Below are 19,951 nucleotides of genomic sequence, written 5' to 3'. Positions count from 1 at the left end.
TCACGAGTCGCACGCACCGCGCGCGGGGTCAGTCGATCAGCTCGCCAGCCGTCGGCGCGCGTCCGCGAGGCGCGCCAGCACGGTGGCGTCGATGACGTCGGGGCCGGACTGCACGCGCAGCCCGCCCACGACGGTGGGGTCCACGATGACGTTGAGCTCCACCTGGCGGCCGAGGGCGGTCGCCAGCAGGCTCGCCAGACGCTCGCTCTGCGCGCCGTCCAGCGGTGCCGCGACGGTCACCGTCGCCACCCGCCGGTTGAAGCGCTCGGCGATGAGGTCCATCACGTCGCCGAGCTGCGCCACGAACCTGCGACCGCGCGGGGCCGCCGCGGCCCGGCGGGCGAGCGCGCGGGTCGACGGCATCGCCCGGCCTCCCAGGACCGCGTCGATGAGCGCCGCGCGCTGGTCCGGGGGCACCGTCGGGTCGTGCAGCGTCCGGCGCAGCTCGCGCTGACCGGCCAGCGCGCGCGTGATGACGAACAGCTCGTCGCCGACGACGTCGAGCTGGCCGGCCTGCTCGGCCGCCGTGAGCACCGCGTCGACCCCGAGCCGCTGGGCGGCGTCGGCCAGGTCGCGGTCGGCGGACCAGCGGGCGCCGACCAGGTCGGTGGCGACCGCCACGGTGCGCGGGTCGGCCCGCTGGAGCAACCGGGTGACGACCGCCGCCTTCACCTCCGGCTCTGAGGACGGGTCGGCGAGGACGCGGCGCAGCGAGCCGGAGGAGTCGAGGGCGTCGACGAGCGCGAACAGCTCGTCGGCCAGCCTCAGCGCCTCGTCACCGGCCGCCGAGGCGACCGGCTCCCACCGGCGCGCGACCGCGGCCAGCGACGCCCGGCTCGTCCCCCGCATCACGCCTGGCATCAGGATCGGTCACCCTTCGCCGGCCCGGCACCGCTGGCGACGGCGGACGCCTCGATGTCGTCGAGGAACCGCTCGACGACGCGCGAGCGCCGCGCCTCGTCGGCCAGCGACTCGCCGACGATCTTCGACGCCAGCTCGGTCGCGAGCGCGCCCACCTCGCCGCGCAGTGACACGGCCGCCTGCTGGCGCTCCGCCTCGATCTGCTTGCGCGACGTGTCGGCGATGCGGCCGGCCTCGTCCTGCGCCTTGCGCTTGAGCTCCGTGACGATCTGCGCACCCTCGGCACGCGCGTCCTCGCGGATCTTCGCCGCCTCGGCCCGCGCCTCGGCGAGGTGCTGCTGGTAGTCGGCGAGCGTCGCGGCGGCCTCCGCCTGCGCGAGCTCGGCCTTGGCCAGGCCGCCCTCGATCTTCTCGGCCCGCTCGTCGAAGATCTTCTGGAACGTCGGCAGGACGTACTTCCAGAACGGGACCGCGATGATGAGGACGACGACCAGCGAGCCGACGATGTCGGCGACCGCCGGGATCAGCAGGTGGATCCCGTCGACCGGCTGACTGTCCGCGGCTGCCAGGGCGACCGCGGCGAGCGCGGCCGTGCTCACTTGAAGAGGAACCCGGTGATCAGGCCGAGGAGGCCGAGCACCTCGACGAAGCCGATGCCGATGAACATCGTGGTGCGCAGCTGGTTCGAGACCTCCGGCTGGCGGGCCATGCCCTCGACGGTCTTGCCGATGAGGATTCCGAGGCCGATGCCGGGGCCGAGCACCGCGAGGCCGTAGCCGATGGTGGCCAGGTTGCCGGAGACGGTGTCGGCTGCGGCGAGGATGAGGCTGGACACGGTCGCTTTCCTTCCTTCGGCGCCCGGCCGGTCGGCCGGGCGATGGGGTTCAGTGCTCGTCGGCGATCGACAGGCTGAGGTAGACGGCGGCGAGGACGGCGAAGATGTAGGCCTGCAGGGCGGCGACGAAGACCTCGAAGAGCGTCATGACGAAGCCGGAGAGGAACGTCAGGACGCCGAAGGCCTTCATCGCCGGGGCAGCCTCGACGAGGAAGTACTCGGTCGCCCCGAAGCAGAGCACCAGCATGAGGTGCCCGGCGATCATGTTCGCCGTGAGTCGCAGCGCCAGCGTGGCCGGCCGGATGACGAACACCTGGAGCAGCTCGACCGGCGTCAGCAGCACGTAGAGGAACGGCGGCACGCCGGGCGGGAACAGGCTCGCCTTGAGGAATCCGCCGACGCCGTGCTTCTTGATGCCCGCGCCGAGGTACATGACGTAGACCCACAGCGCGAGGAGCAGGGGCAGCCCGATGCGGCTGGTGCCGGCGATGTTGAGGAACGGCACGATGCCGGTGAGGTTGAACCCGAGGATCGCGACGAACACCGTCGTCAGCAGGGGCACGTACCGCTTGGCGTTCTCCTTGCCCAGCACGTCCTCGGCGATGCCCGTCCGCACGAAGTCGAGCACCCACTCGATCGCGGACTGGAACCGGCCCGGCACGAGCTTGGCGCGGCGGGCGGCGACGACGAACAGAGAGACGATGACGAGCGCGGCGACGATCCGCACCAGCTCGACCCGGTTGAACTCGAACCACGTGCCCGAGAAGAGGATCGGCGGCGGGAAGAAGTCGTTGATCGTCGGGGGCTGGAACCCGCCACCGTCGGCCGCGAGCGGGAGCACCGTCACAAGGCTGGTCAGGGCACACTCCCTGGTGGTCGTGGGGTCGATTCGGGCCACACCGCAGCCATGCGGGCAACCGGCTCCGGCGCCCCGGCCGTCATGGTCAGCGGAAAGCCTAACCCATGCTGTGAGGGCGACCGCGTGGCCCTAGGTCCTCGCGGATCCGCCCGATGCGTCCCGTTCGCCCGGTTCGACATAGGGCACACGTCCCGTGGTGACCGCGCGGTAGTCGAGCAGGGCCGAGCCGATGACGGCGATCGCCAGCACCGCGCCGAAGACCGGCCGCGAGTAGAAGTCGAGCGGCCGCAGCACGGCGAGCACGACGATGACGACCAGCACCTTGGCCAGCCAGGTCCCCATGACGAGCGCTGCCATCGCGGCCGGCGACGACCGCACCGTGCGCAGCATCGCCACGATCGTCGTCGTCGAGAAGACGACGGCCAGCCCCCAGCCGATGAGCGCGCCCCAGACGCCCGGCAGCCCGGCGACCAGCCCGCCGACGACGAGCCCGAGGACGAGCAGCACGGCGAGCAGGATCGCCACGTCGCGCAGCGCGCGCCGGAACACCGCCTCGGCCGGCGTCGGGTTCCCGCGCCTGGCGTCGGGCTGCTGGGTCATGGCGCCTCCTGGCGTCGCAGGGACCGGCCGCGCAGCGGGCCGAGGGTCAGCAGGGTGGCGACGACGACGCCGACCGCCATCGCGATGAGCACGGTCGTCGTCGACCAGCGCACGAGCGCCGCCGCCCCGAAGGCGAACAGCGCCGTCCACAGGTACATGATCGCCACCGCGCGCCGGTGCGAGTGCCCGAGCGCCAGCAGCCGGTGGTGCAGGTGGCGGGCGTCGGGGTGGAACGGCGAGTGGCCGGCGCCGACGCGGCGCACGACGGCCATCGCCATGTCGAGCAGCGGCAGGACGAGCACCGCCAGCGGCAGCAGCATCGGCAGGAACGCGGGGAACGAGACGCGCGTGGTGACCGAGCCGGGGTCGATCTGACCGGTGACGACGATGCCGGCGGCCGCGATGACGAACCCCAGCAGCAGCGCGCCCGAGTCGCCCATGAAGATCCGTGCGGGGTAGAAGTTGTGCGGCAGGAAGCCGACGCAGATGCCCACGAGCAGCGCCAGCACGAGCGTCGCCAGGCTGGCGTAGTCGTTCTCGCTCGTCGAGACGGTCAGCAGGTAGCTGTACGCCATGAAGGCGGAGCCGCCGATCGCCACCATGCCGGCGGCCAGCCCGTCGAGGCCGTCGACGAAGTTCACCGCGTTCATCGCGACGACGACGGACAGCACCGTGACGAACGTCGACACCCGGCCGGACCACGCGACGACGCCGAGCAGGGGCATCTGGTAGAGCAGCACGCCCTGCCAGGCGAGGAACACCGCGGCCAGCACCTGGCCCATGAGCTTCGTCAGCCAGTCGAGGTCCCAGATGTCGTCGGCGACCCCGAGCGCGCACACGATCGCGGCACCGCCGACGATGCCGATCACCGGGTGCGGGTTGTCGAACACCGAGTGCAGGAAGCCCAGCCGGCTGGCCAGCAGCGTGCCGACGAGCAGCCCGAGGAACATCGCCAGCCCCCCGAGGCGGGGCGTCGGCTCGTGGTGGACGTCACGGGCCCGGACGGCGGTGATCGCGCCCCAGGAGAACGCAAGCCGCCGGGCGACCGGCGTCAGCAGGTACGTCGCCGCCGCGGCGACGACGAGCAGCAGGATGTACGCCCTCACCGGCCGTCGCCCGGCGCGTCGGCACCGCCCGTCGCCTCCGCGGACCCCGCCGCGGGCTCGTCGTGCGCCGGCTCGCGCGGCTCGTCCGGCCCGAGGACGTCGGCCACGGCGCGCAGCTCCGCGAGGGGGATCGCGCCGAGGCGGATCACGCGCAGCCGGTCACCCGTGGCGTCGACGATCGTCGACGGCGCGTTGCCGGGTGTCGGGCCGCCGTCGAGCACCACGGCGATCGCCTCGCCCAGCTGCTCGGCGGCGTCGGCCGCCGTCGTCGCGGCGGGCCGGCCGGTCCGGTTCGCGCTGGACACCGCGAGCGGGCCCGTGCGGCGCAGCAGGGCGAGCGCGAGCGGGTGGTCGGGGACGCGCAGCGCGACCGTGCCCCGGGTCTCGCCCAGGTCCCACGTCAGCGTCGGCTGCGCCTTGACGATGAGCGTCAGGGCGCCCGGCCAGAACGCCGCCGCGAGCGACCGGACGGCGCCGGGGACCTCGGTGGCCAGCCCGTCGAGGGTGCGCGCGTCCGGGATGAGCACCGGCGGCGGCATCTGGCGGCCGCGGCCCTTCGCGTCAAGCAGGGCCTGGACGGCGCGCGCGTCGAACGCGTCCGCGCCGACGCCGTACACGGTGTCCGTCGGCAGCACGATCACCTGGCCGCGCGAGACGGCGTTGACCGCCTCGTCGAGCGCCGGGCCCCAGGCGTGCGGGTCGATGGCGTCGAGGATGGGGCTCACGTCGGGTGAGTCTTCCACGTCACCCGATGAGGTCACGCCGATCGCCGCGCCAGGAGCGCCCGGGGCCGTCCGGTCAGGTCGGGCACCGTGCCGGGCTCCTCGAACACCCCCGTCGCCACCGCCGCCGCGCGCAGGGCCTCCGCCTGCACCTCGGCGTGCTCGACGACGAGGAGGCCGCCGGGTCGCAGCAGCCGCGACGCGGCGGCGAGCACCGCGCGAGGGGTGTCCAGGCCGTCGGCGCCGCCGCCGTACAGGGCGACGTCGGGGTCGTGCAGGCGCACCTCGGGGTCCGTCGGCACGGCGTCGGGCGGGATGTAGGGCGGGTTGGAGACGACGACGTCGACCTGCCCGGCCAGCTCCGCCAGCAGGTCGGGGTCGGCGACGTCACCGAGGAGCACCGTGACGCGCGCACCCGCGGCGGTGGCGTTCCGCGTCGCCAGGTCGACGGCCGGCGACGACACGTCGACCGCGACGACGCGCGCGGCGGGCACCTCGGTCGCCACCGCGACGGCGATGGCACCCGAACCGGTGCACAGGTCGACGACCAGGGGGTTCGCACCGGCCGCGACCCGCGCGGCGGCCTCGTCGACGGCCAGGCCGGCGACCACCTCCGTCTCCGGCCGGGGCACGAACACGCCCTTCTCCACCGCCAGCGTCAGGTAGCGGAACCCGGTGCTGCCGACGATGTGCTGCAGCGGCTCGCGCCGCGCGCGCCGGTCGACGAGCCCGGCGTACGCGGCGGGGAACCCGTCGGGCAGGGCCGGCGGCAGCACGAGGTCCACCCGCTCGAGCCCGAGCGCGAACGCCGCCAGCGCGAGGGCGTCGTGCCGCGGGGACGCCACGCCGGCCTCGTCGAGCAGCCGGGTCGCCCCGTCGACGAGCGCCCGCAGCCCGACCGGTGTCACCCGGCGGCCGCCGCGAGGCGGGCCGCCTCGTCGGCGTCGATCGCGGACTGGATCACCGGCCCGAGGTCGCCGTCGAGCACCTGGTCGAGGTTGTACGCCTTGTACCCGGTGCGGTGGTCGGCGATCCGGTTCTCCGGGAAGTTGTACGTGCGGATCCGCTCGGAGCGGTCGACGGTGCGGACCTGGGATCGTCGGGCCGCGCTCGCCGCCGCCTCGGCCTCCTCCTGCCGCGCCGCCAGCAGCCGGGCGCGCAGCACGCGCAGCGCCGCCTCCTTGTTCTGCAGCTGGCTCTTCTCGTTCTGCATCGACACGACGATGCCGGTCGGCAGGTGCGTCAGGCGCACCGCCGAGTCGGTGGTGTTGACCGACTGCCCGCCGGGGCCCGACGAGCGGAACACGTCGACGCGCAGGTCGTTCGGGTCGATCTCGATCTCGCCCTCGTCGTCCGCCTCGGGGAAGACGAGCACACCGGCCGCCGAGGTGTGGATGCGCCCCTGCGACTCGGTGACCGGGACGCGCTGCACCCGGTGGACGCCGCCCTCGTACTTCAGGTGCGCCCACACGCCGTCCTCGGGCGTCGCCGACCCGCGGGCCTTGATCGCCACGTGGGCGTCCTTGATGCCGCCGAGGTCTGAGTCGGTGGCGTCGAGCACCTGGACGGCCCAGCCCTGCCGCTCGGCGTACCGCGTGTACATGCGCAGCAGGTCGCCGGCGAACAGCGCCGACTCCTCGCCGCCCTCGCCGGCCTTGATCTCGAGGATGGCGTCGCGGGCGTCGTCGGGGTCGCGCGGCACGAGCACGCGGCGCAGGTGCTCGGCGGCCTCGTCGGCGGCCGCCCGCAGCCCGGGCAGCTCGGCGGCGAGCTCGGCCGCCTCGTCGCCCTCCGCGAGCTCGACGAGCTCGGCGGCGGCGCGGGCGTCGTCGGACGCGGCCTTCCAGCCCCGGTACGCCGCCACCACGCGGCCGAGCTCGGCGTACCGGCGGCCCAGCCGGCGGGCGAGCCCCTGGTCGGCGTGCACCGCCGGGTCCGCCAGGCGCGCCTCGATGTCCGCGTGCTCGCCGAGCAGCGGTGCCACGGCCTCGAACGCCTCGCTCATGCCTCGCCCTTCCGTTCCGGTGGAGCCGCTCGACGAGCGGTGGAGCCAACTGACGTCCGCGCGCGGCGTGTCACGGTCATCCGGCTCCACCGAGGCGCGGGTCGCTCCACCGGTGGGGCGGGACTCTCCGTCTGTCCGTCCTCAGACACGGAAACAGCGCCGGTGCAGCGGGTGGTCCCGCCGGCACCGGCGCTGCCGGGAAGCTACTTGGCCGCGGCCGGGCGCTTGCCGTAGCGCGCCTCGAACTTGGCGACTCGGCCGCCGGTGTCGAGGATCTTCTGCTTGCCCGTGTAGAACGGGTGGCAGGCGCTGCAGACGTCGGCGTGGATGACGCCGCTGGCCACGGTGGACCGGGTGACGAACGTGTTGCCGCAGGTGCAGATCACCTGGGTGGCCACGTAGTTCGGGTGGATACCAGACTTCACGGGATTCTCCTTGGTGGGGATGTCGCCGGGTCCGGGCGCGCGACGCGCCGGTGAACCGGCAGACCGACGAACAATGATGCCAGAACACCGACGCCCCCCGAAATCGTCCCGACCGCCCCCTCTTCGCCGAGTGCCGTACACGTCGACCGAGCGCCGCAGGAATTACGCCGGCATTCGGTCAACAGCTGCGGCGCTCGAAGTCTGGGGCTCGGCGTCAGAGCAGCTTCGCCAGGCGGGCCTTCGTGCGGTTCTGCGCCACCAGCCAGGCGACGTCCGGGTCGTCCGTCCCGAGGGAGAGGAAGCGTGGCAGGCCGTTCGCGGGCGACGCAGCGACGGCGACGCTCCAGCAGTACGCCAGGCCCTGTCGCAGCGTGCGGACGTCCGGGTCGCGCCGCTGCGGCACCGGCACCGACCGAAGGATGGCGGTCGCACCGGCGCAGGCGTCCAGGGCGGCGGCACGCAGCAGGGGCGACGGGCGCAGGATCGGCGGCTCGCACACCGCGGCGATCGCGGCGCGCGCGACGAGCGGCTCGCCGGTGCGCAGCCAGCGCCCGACGAGCCCCGCCAGCCCCTCCGGCGAGGCGGCGCCGATCCGTTGCGCGGCCATCGCGGCACCCTCGCGCACGCGCCACGACGGGTCACGGGCGCGGTCGGTCAGGGTCGCCTCGAGGCGCTGCCGCACAGCTGCACCGGACCACATGGCGCGGACGGAACCGCCGGACAGCCGGGCGGCGGCCGGCTCGTCAGGTCCCAGCCCGGCGGCCGGCTCGTCGGGTCCGTGCGCGGTCGGCTCGTCGGGGGCCTCGAGCCACAGTCGGCCCAGCGCGGCCGTGCCGCAGCAGCGCAGGTACTCGTCCACGTCGTCGGCCAGGCGCACGACGAGCGACGCCGGCGCGGCGTCCCCGAACGCCGCCAGCAGCTCGAGGTTGGCGCGCGGGCCCGGCAGGCCGGAGCGCTTCGTGAGGTAGGCCGGGGCCTCCTCGTCGGCGAGGGCCGCGAGCTCCTCCGCGTAGCGCTGGCGTGCCGTCACGGCCCCTATCCTGGCGGCGTGCCGCCGTCGACGCCCGAGACGAAGTCCCTGACCATCGGGCTGGTGCTGGACGACGGCCTCGACGCTCCCGACGGCGTGCAGCAGTACGTGCTGACGGTGGCGCGCGAGCTGCAGGCCCGCGGCCACGTGGTCCACCTCGTCGCCTCGACCACGTCGCGCACCGACCTCGAGCGGCTGCACGTGCTGGGCCGCAACCTGCGAGTGCGCTTCAACGGGAACGTGCTGTCGTCGCCGCTGCCGGCGCGCGCCCGCGACCTTGACACGCTTCTCCGCGAGGTCCGCTTCGACGTGCTCCACGTCCAGCTGCCGCACTCGCCGTTCCTCGCCGGCCGGCTGGTGCGCCGCGTGCCCGACGACGTCGCGGTCGTCGGCACCTTCCACATCCTCCCGGAGTCGCGGCTGGTGGCCATGGGAACGCGGGGGCTCGGGCTCGTGGAGCGCCGCACGCTGCGGCGGTTCGACGAGGTGATGGCGGTCTCGGCGCCGGCCGCCGAGTTCGCGCGGACGTCGTTCGGCGTCACGCCGAGGGTCGTCACGATCCCGGTCGATCTGGGCAGGTTCTCAACGGTCGCGGCGCCCGGCGAGGCCGACAGGCCCGGCCCCGGTCCCCACGACCAGGCGCACGACGAGCCAGCGAGCGCCGACCACGACGATCTCCCGCGCGACGCCCACCCAGAGCCGGCGAGCGCCGCGCACGACGAGCGGCCGCTGCGCGTGGTCTTCCTCGGCAGGTTCGTGCCCCGCAAGGGTCCCCGCGAGCTGGTGGACGCCGCGGCGTACGTCGTCGACCACCGCCTCGTCGGGCGGCCGTGGACCCTGACCCTGGCGGGCAGCGGCCCGCTGGACGACGAGCTGCGCACCAAGGTGGCCTTCGAGGGCCTGACCGACCGGGTCGACATGCCGGGCTTCGTCACCGAGGCCGCCAAGGCGGCGCTGCTGGCGGACGCGGACCTCGTCGTGCTCCCCTCGACGGGCGGGGAGAGCTTCGGCATCTCCGTCGTCGAGGCGATGGCCGGCGGCGGCGGACCGGTGCTCGCCGGTGACAACCCGGGCTACCGCTCGACGATGGCGGGCCTCGAGGAGCAGCTCGTCGCGCCGCGGGACCGCGTCGCCTTCGGCCAGGCCCTCGCCCGCTGGCTGCTGGACGACGACGCGCGCGCCCGCGCCACGGAGCGGCAGCGGGTCGCCGCCCGCCGCTTCGACGTCCACACCGTGGTCGACGAGATCGAGGCGACCTACCGCCGGGCCGTGGCGACCCGGCGGCGCTGACGCCCGACGCGCGAGGGCCCCCTGACGCACGAGGCCCGGAGAGCTGCTGCTCCCCGGGCCTCGTCGCGGCAGGTGACGGTCAGACCGTGCGGCCGATCTCCTTCTCGTCGAAGACGCCGCCGGGCGTCGTCTTCTGCACCTGGAGCAGGAACTCCACGTTGGTCTTGGTGTCGCGCAGCTTGCCCAGCAGCAGCTCGATCGCCTGCTGCGTGTCGAGGGCGCCAAGCACCCGGCGCAGCTTGTAGACGATCGCCATCTCGTCGCGCGCCATGAGGATCTCCTCGCGGCGGGTGCCGGACGCGTTGACGTCCACCGCCGGGAAGATGCGCTTGTCGGCGAGGGACCGGTTGAGCCGGAGCTCCATGTTCCCGGTGCCCTTGAACTCCTCGAAGATGACCTCGTCCATCTTGGAGCCGGTCTCGACGAGCGCCGTGGCGAGGATGGTCAGCGAGCCGCCGTTCTCGATGTTGCGGGCCGCGCCGAAGAACTTCTTCGGCGGGTAGAGCGCCGCGGCGTCCACGCCACCGGAGAGGATGCGGCCGGACGCCGGGGCGGCCAGGTTGTACGCCCGGCCGAGGCGCGTGATGCCGTCCAGCAGGATGACGACGTCGCGGCCCATCTCCACCAGGCGCTTGGCCCGCTCGATCGCCAGCTCCGCGACGATCGTGTGGTCGCTCGCCGGCCGGTCGAAGGTCGAGGAGATGACCTCGCCCTTCGTCGAGCGCTGGAAGTCCGTGACCTCCTCGGGACGCTCGTCGACGAGCACCACCATGAGGTGGACCTCGGGGTTGTTCGTCGTGATGGCGTTGGCGATCTGCTGCATGATCAGCGTCTTGCCGGCCTTCGGCGGCGAGACGATGAGGCCGCGCTGGCCCTTGCCGATCGGCGCGACGATGTCGATGACGCGGCTGGACAGCCGGGTCGCCTCGGTCTCCAGGCGCAGCCGCTCCTGCGGGTACAGCGGCGTGAGCTTGGCGAACTCGGGCCGGTTGCGGGCCTGCTCCGGCGTCATGCCGTTGACCGTGTCGAGGCGCACCAGCGCGTTGAACTTGTTCGGCCGGTTGCCCTGCTGCGGCTGCTGCTCGCCCTCGCGGGGGGCGCGGACCGCGCCCGTGACCGCGTCACCGCGACGCAGCCCGGCGCGCTTGACCTGGCCGAGCGAGACGTAGACGTCGTTGGGCCCGGGCAGGTAGCCGGAGGTCCGCACGAACGCGTAGGAGTCGAGGACGTCGAGGATCCCCGCGACGGGCAGCAGCACGTCGTCCTCGGTCACCTCGATCTCGTCGAGGCCGGTCAGGTCCGGCATGCCGGGGCGTCCGCCGCGGCCGCGCTTGCGGTCACGGTCCCGGTAGCGGTCGCGGGACCGGCGGCGCCGGCCACCCATCTCGTCGTCGACACCCTGGGTCGGCTGACGGTTGTCGGCGCCGTACGGGCGGTTGTCGTTCTGGCGCTCGGGCAGCTGGCGCGGCTGCTGCTCGCGCGGGCCGGTGACGGCCTGGCCGGCCCCGTCCGCGCGCTGGCCCTCGCCGCCGTCGGCGCGGACCGGAGCCCCGGTGCCACGGCCGGCGCGGCGCGGACGGCGGTCGCCGGCATGGGCGTCGCGCTCCTCGTGCGCGGTGAGCTTGGCGTCGAGCGCGGCCTCGAGGCCGGCGAGCACGTCGCGGCCACCGGTGGGAGCCTCGTCGCCCTCGGTGCGGGCCGGGCGCTCGTCGGTCCGGGCCGAACGCTCGTCGGTCCGGGCCGGACGCTCGTCGGAACCGGCCGGACGCTCGTCGGTAGCCACCGGGCGCCGGGTGTTCCGGGCCACCCGCTCGCCACGCTGCGCCGGACGCTCGTCGGCCGCGTGCTCCGCCGGTGCCGGGCGCTCGTCGATCGGGGCAGGGCGCTGCTCCGGCTGCTGCGCCGCCGGCGCCGCGGCCTGTGCCGGCGCGCCGTTGCGGCGGGAGCTGCCGTTTACCTGCGCGGGTGCGGCGGCGGCCGGGGCCGGGCCGCCGAGCGCCGCGAGCAGGTCCGCCTTGCGCATCTTCGAGGCGCCCTTGACGCCCCGCTCCGCGGCGAGCGCCTGCAGCTCGGGCAACCGCAGTGCGGTCAGCGAGCCGGTGCGGGCGGTGTCGATGGTGTCGGTCACGAAGGATCCTTCCCCTCGTCGGGCCACCCGCTCTGCGCGGGAAGGCCGGGGCCAGGCCGAGTTCAGACCTGACGTGTGTGAGGCCGCGGTGCCGTGCACCGGTGCGTGACGGAAGCGGCCGTTCCCGTTCGTCGACTCGCTCTGACCGCGGGTCACATCGACCGGCGCGGGGCCACGAGGAGGTTCGGGGAACGCGCCCATCGTAACACCGGGGCGGGACCCTCCCGACGGGTGATGTTGCGGCGCGTCAGCGACCGGGGGCGCCCCGCTCGACCACGGCGCCGTCGGCGTCGATCGGCAGCGGCAGCACGCGCCAGCCAGCCATGACGCCGCCGAACGCCGCCGCGATCGCCCCGTCGGCGTCGGTCGACGGCAGTCCCTCGGGACCCGGGACGCGGCGGGCCAGCGCGAGCACGGTCGGCCCCGCGCCCGAGACCACGGCGGCCACCCCGTGCGCACGGAGCACGCCGACGAGGGCGAGCGAGTCGGGCATCACGGAGCGGCGGTACTCCTGGTGCAGCCGGTCCTCGGTGGCGGGGAACAGGAGCTCCGGCCGCCGGGACAGGGCCTCGACCAGGAGCGCGGCGCGGCCGGCCTGGAAGGCGGCGTCGGCGTGGGGCACCTGCGCCGGCAGCACCCCGCGCGCGCGGCGCGTCGACAGGTGGTACGGCGGCACGATCGCGACCGGCAGCACGTCCGGGTGCACCGGCAGGCGCGCGGCACGGACGGCGTCGTCCGTCCACGCCACCGTCACGCCGCCGAGGAGCGCGGGCGCCGCGTTGTCGGGGTGACCCTCCATCGCCGTCGCGAGGGCGAGCACCGCGGCGTCGTCGAGCGCCTCCGGGTCGGCGACCAGGGCGCGCGCGACGAGCAGCCCGGCGACCACCGCGGCGGCCGACGAACCCAGGCCGCGGCCGTGCGGGATCGCGTTGGTGCACTCCAGGCGGAGACCCACCTGCGAGGCACCGGCGTGGTCCAGGCCTTCCCGGATGGCGCGCACGACGAGGTGCTCGTCGTCGGTCGGCACTCCCCCGGCGCCCTCGCCGACGACGTCGACGACGGCTCCGGGCGTCGAGACCGCGCGCACCTCGACGACGTCGTGCAGCGCGAGGGCCACACCGAGCGCGTCGAAGCCCGGGCCGAGGTTCGCGCTGGTCGCAGGCACGCGCACGCGGACGTGGTCGGCTGCCAGACGCATGGGCGATGCCTGCTCTCCTGCTAGTCGAGGCCGAGCGCGGCGGCGATGGCCACCACGTCGGCGCTCACCCGGACAGGTGCCACCTCGGTGCCGTCCGGCGTCCGCAGCGCCCACGACGGGTCCTTGAGCCCGTGGCCGGTCACCGTGATGGCGATGCGCGCGCCGGCGGGCACGCGGCCCTCGCCGTGCAGCTTGAGCAGGCCGGCGACCCCGGCCGCCGACGCGGGCTCGACGAAGACGCCCTCGCCGGCGGACAGCACGCGGTGCGCGGCGAGGATCTGCTCGTCGGTGACCGACTCGATGAGCCCCCCCGAGGTGTCGCGCGCTGCGACCGCCTTGTCCCACGACGCGGGGTTGCCGATGCGGATCGCGGTGGCGATGGTCTCGGGCTCGTCGACCGGGTGGCCGAGCACGATCGGCGCGGCGCCGGCGGCCTGGAAGCCCCACATGGCCGGCGTGCGCGTGGCGACCGGCGCCAGCCCCGCGCCGTCGTCGTGCCCCGCGTACTCGCGGTACCCCTTCCAGTACGCGGTGATGTTCCCCGCGTTCCCCACCGGCAGCACGTGGATGTCGGGGGCGTCACCGAGGGTGTCGACCACCTCGAACGCCGCCGTCTTCTGGCCCTGGATGCGGTCGGGGTTCACCGAGTTCACCAGCTCGACGGGGTACGCCTCGGCGAGCTTGCGGGCGGCGACGAGGCAGTCGTCGAAGTTGCCGTCGACCTGCAGCAGCCGCGCGCCGTGCGCCACCGCCTGGCTCAGCTTGCCCATCGCGATCTTGCCGTCCGGGACCAGCACCGCGCAGACCATCCCGGCGCGGGCCGCGTAGGCGGCGGCGCTCGCGGAGGTGTTGCCCGTGGAGGCGCAGACCACGGCCCGGGCGCCCTTGTCGGCGGCAGCCGAGATCGCGGTGGTCATGCCGCGGTCCTTGAACGACCCGGTCGGGTTCGTCCCCTCGACCTTGAGCCACACCTCGGCCCCCACGCGGGCGCTGAGCCCGGGCGCGGGGACCAGGGGCGTGCCGCCCTCGAGGAGGGTGACCGGTGTCCGCGTGAGGTGCGACGGCAGGCGGTCGGCGTACTCGGCGATGACGCCGCGCCACTGGTGGGCCATCAGGCTCCCTCGACTCGCAGGACGGACACGACGCGGCGCACGGACGGCAGGGCGGCGACCGCGTCGGCGGTGGCGCGCAGCGCGCGCTCGGACGTGGTGTGCGTGGTGATGACGAGGTGCGCCACCGCGGCGTCGCCCGGCGACTGGCGCACCGCCTCGATCGACACGCCGTGCTCCGCATGGGCCGCGGCCACCTGGGCGAGCACGCCGGGCCGGTCCGCGACGTCGAGCCGCAGCTGGAACCGCGCGCGGGCCGCGTCCGGCGGGAGCACCGGCAGGTCGGCGTACGACGACTCCACCGGCCCGCGGCCCCCGACGACGCGGTGCCGGGCGACGGAGACCACGTCGCCCATGACCGCGGACGCGGTGGGCGCGCCACCGGCGCCCCGCCCGAGGAACATCAGCTCGCCGGCCGACGCGGTCTCGACGAACACGGCGTTGTACGAGCCGCTGACCTTCGCCAGCGGGTGGTGCTCCGGCACGAGCGCCGGGTGCACTCCGACGAGCACGCCGTCGACGCCGGTGTCCTCGTCGTGCGCCCGCTCCGCGACCGCCAGCAGCTTGAGCACGTGCCCGGTGCGCTCGGCCCACATGACGTCGGTGCTGGTCAGCCCGGTGATCCCGGTGCGGCCGACGGCGTCGAGCGGGACCCTGGTGTGGAACGCGAGCGAGGCGAGGATGGCGGCCTTGGCAGCGGCGTCGTAGCCCTCGACGTCGGCCGTCGGGTCGGCCTCGGCGTAGCCGAGCGCCTGCGCCTCCTTGACGGCCTGCTCGAGCTCGACGCCCTCCGTGGCCATCTTGTCGAGCACGTAGTTGGTGGTGCCGTTGACGATGCCGAGCACGCGGCGCACCTGGTCGCCCGCCAGCGACTCGCGCACCGCCCGGACCACGGGGATCCCTCCGGCCACGGCGGCCTCGAAGTAGAGGTCGACGCCCGCGGCGTCCGCGGCGGCGTACAGCGTGGGGCCGTCCTCGGCGAGCAGGGCCTTGTTGGCCGTCACCACCGCCGCACCGTGGCGGATCGCCCGCAGGATCAGCTCGCGCGCCGGCTCGATGCCGCCCATCACCTCGACGACGACGTCGGCCTTGTCGACGAGGGCGCGGGCGTCCTCCGTGAGCAGCTCCACGGGGACGGCCGGGTCGCGCTCGGCGTGGCGGTTGCGCACGGCCACGCCGACCAGCTCGAGCCTCGCGCCGACGCGCGCTGCGAGGTCGTCGGCCTGCGTGGTCAGGAGCCGGATCACCTCGGTGCCGACGGTGCCGGCGCCCAGCACGGCCACCCGCAACCGCTCGCCCACCTGCGCCCTCCCTCGCTCGGCTGTCTGCCGCACAGCCTACGGGCAGGCCACCTGGCGAGATCGGGGGCATCCAGCAGGTGGCGACCCTCCCGCGAAGCCACGGTGGGACGGTCCGTCCCCGGGTCAGCCCTGGTCGAGGGCGAGCAGGTCGGCGATCGTGTCGCGGCGGACGAGGACGCGCGCCTGCCCGTCACGGACGGCGACCACCGCCGGGCGCGGCACGAGGTTGTAGGTCGACGCCATCGAGCGGCCGTAGGCGCCGGTGACGGGGACCGCCAGCAGGTCGCCGGCCGCGACGTCGGCGGGCAGCGCCACGTCGTGCACCACGATGTCGCCGCTCTCGCAGTGCTTGCCGACCACGCGCGCCGGCACCATGGCGGCCGACGACGAGCGGCCGACGACCTCCGCGTGGTACCGCGCGCCGTAGAGCGCCGGCCGGATGTTGTCGCTCATCCCGCCGTCGACCGAGACGTAGGTGCGGACGAACCCGCCGTCGAGGCGCACCGGCTTGACCGTGCCGACCGTGTACAGGGTCAGGCCCGCCGGCCCGACGATCGAGCGGCCCGGCTCGATCGAGAACCGCGGCAGCGGGGTGCCCAGCTCGTGGGCCGCGGCGTCGACGCCCTGCGCGATCTCCTTGGCGATGCGGTCGGGGTCGAGCGGCACCTCGCCCGGCAGGTAGGCCGCGCCGTAGCCGCCGCCGAGGTCCACCTCGTCGACCAGGACGCCCGTGCGCTCCGCCAGCTCGGCGCGCAGGGCCAGCACGCGGCGCGCGGCGACGACGAAGCCGTCGGGCTCGAGGATCTGCGAGCCGATGTGCGAGTGGATGCCCACCAGGCGCAGCCCGGGCGCGGCCAGCACCGCCAGCAGGCCGGTCATGGCCGGGGAGTCCGCGTCGTCGTCGTGCGCCAGGGACAGGCCGAACTTCTGGTCCTCGTGGGCCGTGGCGATGTGCTCGTGGCCGCCGGCGTGGACGCCGGTGGTGACGCGCACCATCACCGGGACCTCGGCGCCGCGCGTCGTGGCGGCGGCGGAGAGCCGGGCGATCTCGACGAGCGAGTCGGCGACGATCCGGCCGACGCCCGCGTCGATGGCCGCCGCGATCTCGTCGTCGGACTTGTTGTTGCCGTGCAGGCCGATCCGGTCCCCGGGGACGCCCGCGGCGAGCGCCACCGCCAGCTCGCCGCCGGTCGCGGTGTCGACCGCGAGGCCCTCGTCGTGCACCCACCGGGCCACGGCGATCGAGAGGAAGGCCTTGCCCGCGTAGTAGACGTCCACCTCGGCGCCGACCTGGGCGAACGCCGCCTCGAAGGCCTCCCGGTAGGAGCGGGCCCGCCCGCGCAGGTCGGCCTCGTCGAGCACGTAGAGCGGGGTGCCGAACCGGACGGCGAGCTCTGCGACGCGGACGCCAGCCACCGCCACCGACCCGTCCGCCACCCGCTCGACCCCCGCCGACCAGGGCGAACCCACCGCTCCCGGCTGCTCACTCATCGCGTGGGCCTGCCACCCTCGCCCGCCGGCGGGCTCGTCGGTTCGACGCCACGACGTCGGTGCGAACCGACGTACCGGCGTCGGCCCGACGAGCCGGCGAGGGGCTGTCCGCTGGAACCGGCGCCGGGCGGAGGCTCACATGCGCTCCGGCGCGCTGACGCCGAGCATCGCCAGGCCGTTGGCCAGCACCTGGCGGGTGGCGTCGTTGAGCCACAGCCGCGTGCGGTGCACGTCCGAGACGTCCTCGTCGCCGAAGGGCGCCACGCGGCGCACGTCGTACCACTTGTGGTACGCCCCTGCGAGCTCCTCCAGGTAGCGCGCCACCCGGTGCGGCTCGCGCATCTGCGCCGCCTGCGCGACGACGCGCGGCAGCTCCGCGAGGTGGCCAAGCAGCACCGCCTCGGTCTCGTGGTCGAGCACGGAGGCGTCGAAGCCGTCCTCGCGGCGGACGCCGGCCTCGGCGGCGTTGCGCGCCACGTTGACCGTCCGCGCGTGGGCGTACTGCACGTAGAACACGGGGTTCTCGTTGGTCGCCTTGGCCAGCAGGTCGAGGTCCAGGTCGATCGCGGTGTCGGTCGACGAGCGGGCGAGCGCGTACCGCGCCGCGTCCACGCCGACCGCGTCGACGAGGTCGTCGATGGTGACGACCGTCCCCGCGCGCTTGCTCATCCGTACCGGCTCCCCGTCCTTGACGAGGTTGACCAGCTGCCCGATGAGGATCTCGAGGTTGACGTGCGGGGTGTCCCCGAACGCCGCGCAGACCGCCATCATCCGGCCGATGTACCCGTGGTGGTCCGCGCCGAGCATGATGACGACCCGGTCGGCACCCCGCTCGCGCTTGTCCAGGTAGTAGGCGATGTCGCCGGCGATGTAGGCGGCCTCGCCGTCGCTCTTGATGACGACGCGGTCCTTGTCGTCGCCGAACGTCGTGGTCCGCAGCCAGACCGCGCCGTCCTTCTCGTAGACGTGGCCCAGCTCCCGCAGGCGGGCGATGGCGCGGTCCACCTCGCCGGACTCGTGCAGCGAGTCCTCGTGGAAGTAGACGTCGAACTCGACCCCGAAGTCGCGCAGCGACTGCTTGATCTCGTCGAACATCAGGCCGACGCCGCGCGAGCGGAACGTCTCCTCCGCCTGCTCGTCGGGCAGCGTCGTCGGGTCCGGCTCGCCCGCCGCGAGCGCGTCGGCCACCACCTGCTCGGCGATGTCGGCGATGTACTGCCCGCCGTAGCCGTCCTCGGGCGCCTCGAGCCCACGGGCGCGGGCGACGAGCGAGCGGGCGAACCGGTCGATCTGCGCGCCGTGGTCGTTGAAGTAGTACTCCCGCACGACGACGGCGCCGGACGCCTCCAGCACGCGCGCCAGGCTGTCCCCGACCGCGGCCCAGCGCACCCCGCCGATGTGCAGCGGTCCGGTCGGGTTGGCGGAGACGAACTCGAGGTTGACCGTCAGGCCGGCGAAGTCCTCGTTCTCGCCGTACGACGAGCCGGACTCGACGATGGTCCGGGCGAGCTCGCCCGCAGCCGCCGCGTCGAGCCGGATGTTGAGGAACCCGGGCCCGGCCACGTCCACCGCCGCGACGCCCGGTGTCGCCGAGAGCCGGCGCGCCAGCTCGTCGGCCAGCCTGCGCGGGGCGACGCCCGCCTTCTTCGCCAGCTGCATGGCCACGTTCGTCGACCAGTCGCCGTGCTCGCGCTGCCGCGGCCGCTCCAGGTGCACGCTCGCGGGCACGTCGGCCGGGTCGAGCGGCAGGGCGCCGTCGGCGACGGCATGGGCGAGGGCGGCGCGGACCGCTTCGGCGAGCTGGGCGGGGGTCACCCGCAAAGCCTAGCCAGCGAGTCATCCCCCCTTCGGGCTGGCAGCCGCTATACCGGACGGTGTTGACTACGGCGCACGACGAGCAGGAGGCATCCCATGTCCAGACGTACCGGACTCATCGACTCCGCGGTGGAGGCGTTGAGCTCCCGGATCGCCTCCGGCGAGTGGGCCGTCGGCTCGCGGATCCCGCCGGAGCCGTCGCTCGTCGAGCTCCTGGGCGTGGGCCGCAACACCGTGCGCGAGGCCGTGCAGTCGCTGGTCCACGGCGGCCTGCTGGAGCGGCGCCAGGGGTCCGGCACCTACGTCGTGTCCAACTCCGAGCTGGCCGTGACCATCGGCCGCGAGATCGCGGCCGCGCGTCAGCGCGACGTCGTCGAGGTTCGTCGTGCGCTCGAGGTGGAGGCGGCCCGGCTGGCCGCCCGCCGCCGCACCGCCACCGACGCCGCCTCGCTGATGGCCGTCCGCGACGCCCGCGCGATGGCCTACCACGAGGGCATCATCGAGCGGATGGTCGACACCGACCTCGCGCTGCACCGCGCGATCGTCAAGACCGCCGCCAACCCCGTGCTGCTCTCGCTCTACGAGAACCTCATCGACGCCATCGGCGAGAACATCCGCTTCAACTTCGTCACCGACACGCACGGCGCCGACGCGCACGACGTGCTCATCGAGGCGATCGTCGCCGGCAACGACCGCCGCGCCGTCGAGGAGACCACAGAGTACCTGTCCGGCCTGGTCCCCGAGGCGTGAGCCCGGCCCGCGCGGGCTGGTAGTCTCGGTCGTCGTCCTCGGGCCGGTCCCTTCGCAGCCCGACGACAATGCGCCCGTAGCTCAGTGGATAGAGCGTCTGCCTCCGGAGCAGAAGGCCGCTGGTTCGAGTCCAGTCGGGCGCACGTAAAGTTGCAGGTCAGAGCCTCGAAGATGAGGCCGTGCACTCTCCGTGCATCTAGCCTCCGCCGATTCACCTGCCGATCGGGCGCAGCACATGGTCGACATCGTCCTTGCGCAGCCGGATGGCGCGACGGCCCAGGCGCAGGGCGGGCAGGGTTCCGTCGGCGATGAGCATGCGGATGAACCTTGTAGTGACGCGCAGCCGCTCGGCGGCTTCGGCGACGGTGAGCAGCTCGTGGTCGGTGCTGATGGTCATTGTCTCTTCTCCTTCGTCGGGCGCTGGGG

Annotated in this window: 20 protein-coding genes and 1 tRNA gene; 3 read left to right on the top strand and 18 right to left on the bottom strand. The window is 74.3% G+C overall.

All coding sequences use genetic code 11. The features are described 5' to 3' along the window. Positions 1 to 36 precede the first annotated feature (36 nt). From BGO37_RS02565 to BGO37_RS02515, 11 genes are all read right to left on the bottom strand, one after another. Complete coding sequence (locus BGO37_RS02565) at positions 37 to 849, bottom strand: F0F1 ATP synthase subunit delta (protein ID WP_291751958.1); 813 nt, start codon at positions 847 to 849, stop codon at positions 37 to 39. A gap of 11 nt (positions 850 to 860) precedes the next feature. Beyond that, positions 861 to 1,460, bottom strand: a complete 600-nt coding sequence (locus tag BGO37_RS02560) for a F0F1 ATP synthase subunit B (protein ID WP_291751956.1) — start codon at positions 1,458 to 1,460, stop codon at positions 861 to 863. Continuing rightward, entirely contained in the window at positions 1,457 to 1,696 is a 240-nt protein-coding gene (gene atpE / locus BGO37_RS02555) for an ATP synthase F0 subunit C (protein WP_291751955.1), read from the bottom strand. The genes BGO37_RS02560 and atpE overlap by 4 nt, the downstream gene beginning before the upstream one ends. Before the next feature lie 49 nt (positions 1,697 to 1,745). Next, complete coding sequence (atpB, locus tag BGO37_RS02550; protein ID WP_291751953.1) at positions 1,746 to 2,537, bottom strand: F0F1 ATP synthase subunit A; 792 nt, start codon at positions 2,535 to 2,537, stop codon at positions 1,746 to 1,748. 147 nt (positions 2,538 to 2,684) lie between these two features. Then, complete coding sequence (locus tag BGO37_RS02545) at positions 2,685 to 3,155, bottom strand: hypothetical protein (protein ID WP_291751951.1); 471 nt, start codon at positions 3,153 to 3,155, stop codon at positions 2,685 to 2,687. Next, positions 3,152 to 4,261 carry a glycosyltransferase family 4 protein gene (locus BGO37_RS02540; protein ID WP_291751949.1) on the bottom strand — a complete coding sequence of 370 codons (1,110 nt, stop codon included), beginning with the start codon at positions 4,259 to 4,261 and terminating at the stop codon, positions 3,152 to 3,154. Before BGO37_RS02540 ends, BGO37_RS02545 begins: the two co-directional genes overlap by 4 nt. Further along, entirely contained in the window at positions 4,258 to 4,986 is a 729-nt protein-coding gene (locus BGO37_RS02535) for an L-threonylcarbamoyladenylate synthase (protein ID WP_291751947.1), read from the bottom strand. Before BGO37_RS02535 ends, BGO37_RS02540 begins: the two co-directional genes overlap by 4 nt. 32 nt (positions 4,987 to 5,018) lie before the next feature. Next, positions 5,019 to 5,891 (bottom strand): peptide chain release factor N(5)-glutamine methyltransferase, encoded by an 873-nt coding sequence (gene prmC / locus BGO37_RS02530; RefSeq protein WP_291751944.1) that lies wholly within the window; start codon positions 5,889 to 5,891, stop codon positions 5,019 to 5,021. Then, a complete protein-coding gene (prfA, locus tag BGO37_RS02525; protein WP_291751940.1) occupies positions 5,888 to 6,988 on the bottom strand; it encodes a peptide chain release factor 1 in 1,101 nt (366 codons plus the stop codon). Before prfA ends, prmC begins: the two co-directional genes overlap by 4 nt. A 203-nt stretch (positions 6,989 to 7,191) precedes the next feature. After that, entirely contained in the window at positions 7,192 to 7,413 is a 222-nt protein-coding gene (gene rpmE, locus BGO37_RS02520; RefSeq protein ID WP_291751937.1) for a 50S ribosomal protein L31, read from the bottom strand. A gap of 214 nt (positions 7,414 to 7,627) precedes the next feature. Further along, complete coding sequence (locus BGO37_RS02515; protein WP_291751934.1) at positions 7,628 to 8,443, bottom strand: HEAT repeat domain-containing protein; 816 nt, start codon at positions 8,441 to 8,443, stop codon at positions 7,628 to 7,630. An 18-nt stretch (positions 8,444 to 8,461) separates the two neighbouring features. Between BGO37_RS02515 and BGO37_RS02510 the strand changes: the two genes are divergently transcribed. Beyond that, entirely contained in the window at positions 8,462 to 9,733 is a 1,272-nt protein-coding gene (locus BGO37_RS02510; RefSeq protein ID WP_291751931.1) for a glycosyltransferase family 4 protein, read from the top strand. A 79-nt stretch (positions 9,734 to 9,812) separates the two neighbouring features. Here BGO37_RS02510 and rho read toward each other — a convergent pair whose 3' ends face one another. From rho to argS, 6 genes are all read right to left on the bottom strand, one after another. Continuing rightward, positions 9,813 to 11,861 carry a transcription termination factor Rho gene (gene rho / locus BGO37_RS02505; protein ID WP_291751929.1) on the bottom strand — a complete coding sequence of 683 codons (2,049 nt, stop codon included), beginning with the start codon at positions 11,859 to 11,861 and terminating at the stop codon, positions 9,813 to 9,815. Positions 11,862 to 12,108: 247 nt separating this feature from the next. Continuing rightward, complete coding sequence (gene thrB, locus BGO37_RS02500) at positions 12,109 to 13,059, bottom strand: homoserine kinase (RefSeq protein WP_291751928.1); 951 nt, start codon at positions 13,057 to 13,059, stop codon at positions 12,109 to 12,111. Positions 13,060 to 13,079: 20 nt separating this feature from the next. Next, positions 13,080 to 14,171: a threonine synthase gene (gene thrC, locus BGO37_RS02495; RefSeq protein ID WP_291751925.1), complete on the bottom strand. Its 1,092-nt coding sequence runs from the start codon at positions 14,169 to 14,171 to the stop codon at positions 13,080 to 13,082. Then, on the bottom strand, positions 14,171 to 15,469 hold the full coding sequence (locus BGO37_RS02490) for a homoserine dehydrogenase (RefSeq protein ID WP_291751923.1): 1,299 nt from the start codon (positions 15,467 to 15,469) through the stop codon (positions 14,171 to 14,173). Before BGO37_RS02490 ends, thrC begins: the two co-directional genes overlap by 1 nt. Before the next feature lie 123 nt (positions 15,470 to 15,592). Beyond that, positions 15,593 to 16,960 (bottom strand): diaminopimelate decarboxylase, encoded by a 1,368-nt coding sequence (gene lysA / locus BGO37_RS02485; RefSeq protein ID WP_291751919.1) that lies wholly within the window; start codon positions 16,958 to 16,960, stop codon positions 15,593 to 15,595. 135 nt (positions 16,961 to 17,095) lie between these two features. Beyond that, the gene (gene argS, locus BGO37_RS02480; protein ID WP_291751914.1) at positions 17,096 to 18,775 is read right to left on the bottom strand and encodes an arginine--tRNA ligase; all 1,680 of its coding nucleotides are present in this window, start codon (positions 18,773 to 18,775) and stop codon (positions 17,096 to 17,098) included. Between the two features lie 96 nt (positions 18,776 to 18,871). Between argS and BGO37_RS02475 the strand changes: the two genes are divergently transcribed. Continuing rightward, entirely contained in the window at positions 18,872 to 19,525 is a 654-nt protein-coding gene (locus tag BGO37_RS02475; RefSeq protein WP_291751912.1) for a GntR family transcriptional regulator, read from the top strand. 70 nt (positions 19,526 to 19,595) lie between these two features. Next, positions 19,596 to 19,668 (top strand) — tRNA-Arg (locus tag BGO37_RS02470). Positions 19,669 to 19,736: 68 nt separating this feature from the next. Here the strand turns inward: BGO37_RS02470 and BGO37_RS02465 are convergent. Beyond that, positions 19,737 to 19,922, bottom strand: coding sequence for an excisionase family DNA-binding protein (locus BGO37_RS02465; RefSeq protein ID WP_291751909.1), 186 nt, complete (start codon positions 19,920 to 19,922; stop codon positions 19,737 to 19,739). Between the last annotated feature and the right edge of the window lie 29 nt (positions 19,923 to 19,951).

This window comes from Cellulomonas sp. 73-92, from assembly GCF_001898175.1.
Lineage (GTDB): Bacteria > Actinomycetota > Actinomycetes > Actinomycetales > Cellulomonadaceae > Cellulomonas.
This window is presented reverse-complemented; position numbering and strand designations above follow the sequence as displayed.

What these genes read in the sequence shown, in the direction of transcription:
- BGO37_RS02475 (WP_291751912.1), top strand. Translation starts at nt 18,872, where the DNA reads ATGTCCAGACGTACCGGACTCATCGACTCCGCGGTGGAGGCGTTGAGC.
- BGO37_RS02565 (WP_291751958.1), bottom strand. Translation starts at nt 849, where the DNA reads ATGCGGGGGACGAGCCGGGCGTCGCTGGCCGCGGTCGCGCGCCGGTGG.
- thrC (WP_291751925.1), bottom strand. Translation starts at nt 14,171, where the DNA reads ATGGCCCACCAGTGGCGCGGCGTCATCGCCGAGTACGCCGACCGCCTG.
- thrB (WP_291751928.1), bottom strand. Translation starts at nt 13,059, where the DNA reads ATGCGTCTGGCAGCCGACCACGTCCGCGTGCGCGTGCCTGCGACCAGC.
- prfA (WP_291751940.1), bottom strand. Translation starts at nt 6,988, where the DNA reads ATGAGCGAGGCGTTCGAGGCCGTGGCACCGCTGCTCGGCGAGCACGCG.
- lysA (WP_291751919.1), bottom strand. Translation starts at nt 16,960, where the DNA reads ATGAGTGAGCAGCCGGGAGCGGTGGGTTCGCCCTGGTCGGCGGGGGTC.
- BGO37_RS02545 (WP_291751951.1), bottom strand. Translation starts at nt 3,155, where the DNA reads ATGACCCAGCAGCCCGACGCCAGGCGCGGGAACCCGACGCCGGCCGAG.
- BGO37_RS02465 (WP_291751909.1), bottom strand. Translation starts at nt 19,922, where the DNA reads ATGACCATCAGCACCGACCACGAGCTGCTCACCGTCGCCGAAGCCGCC.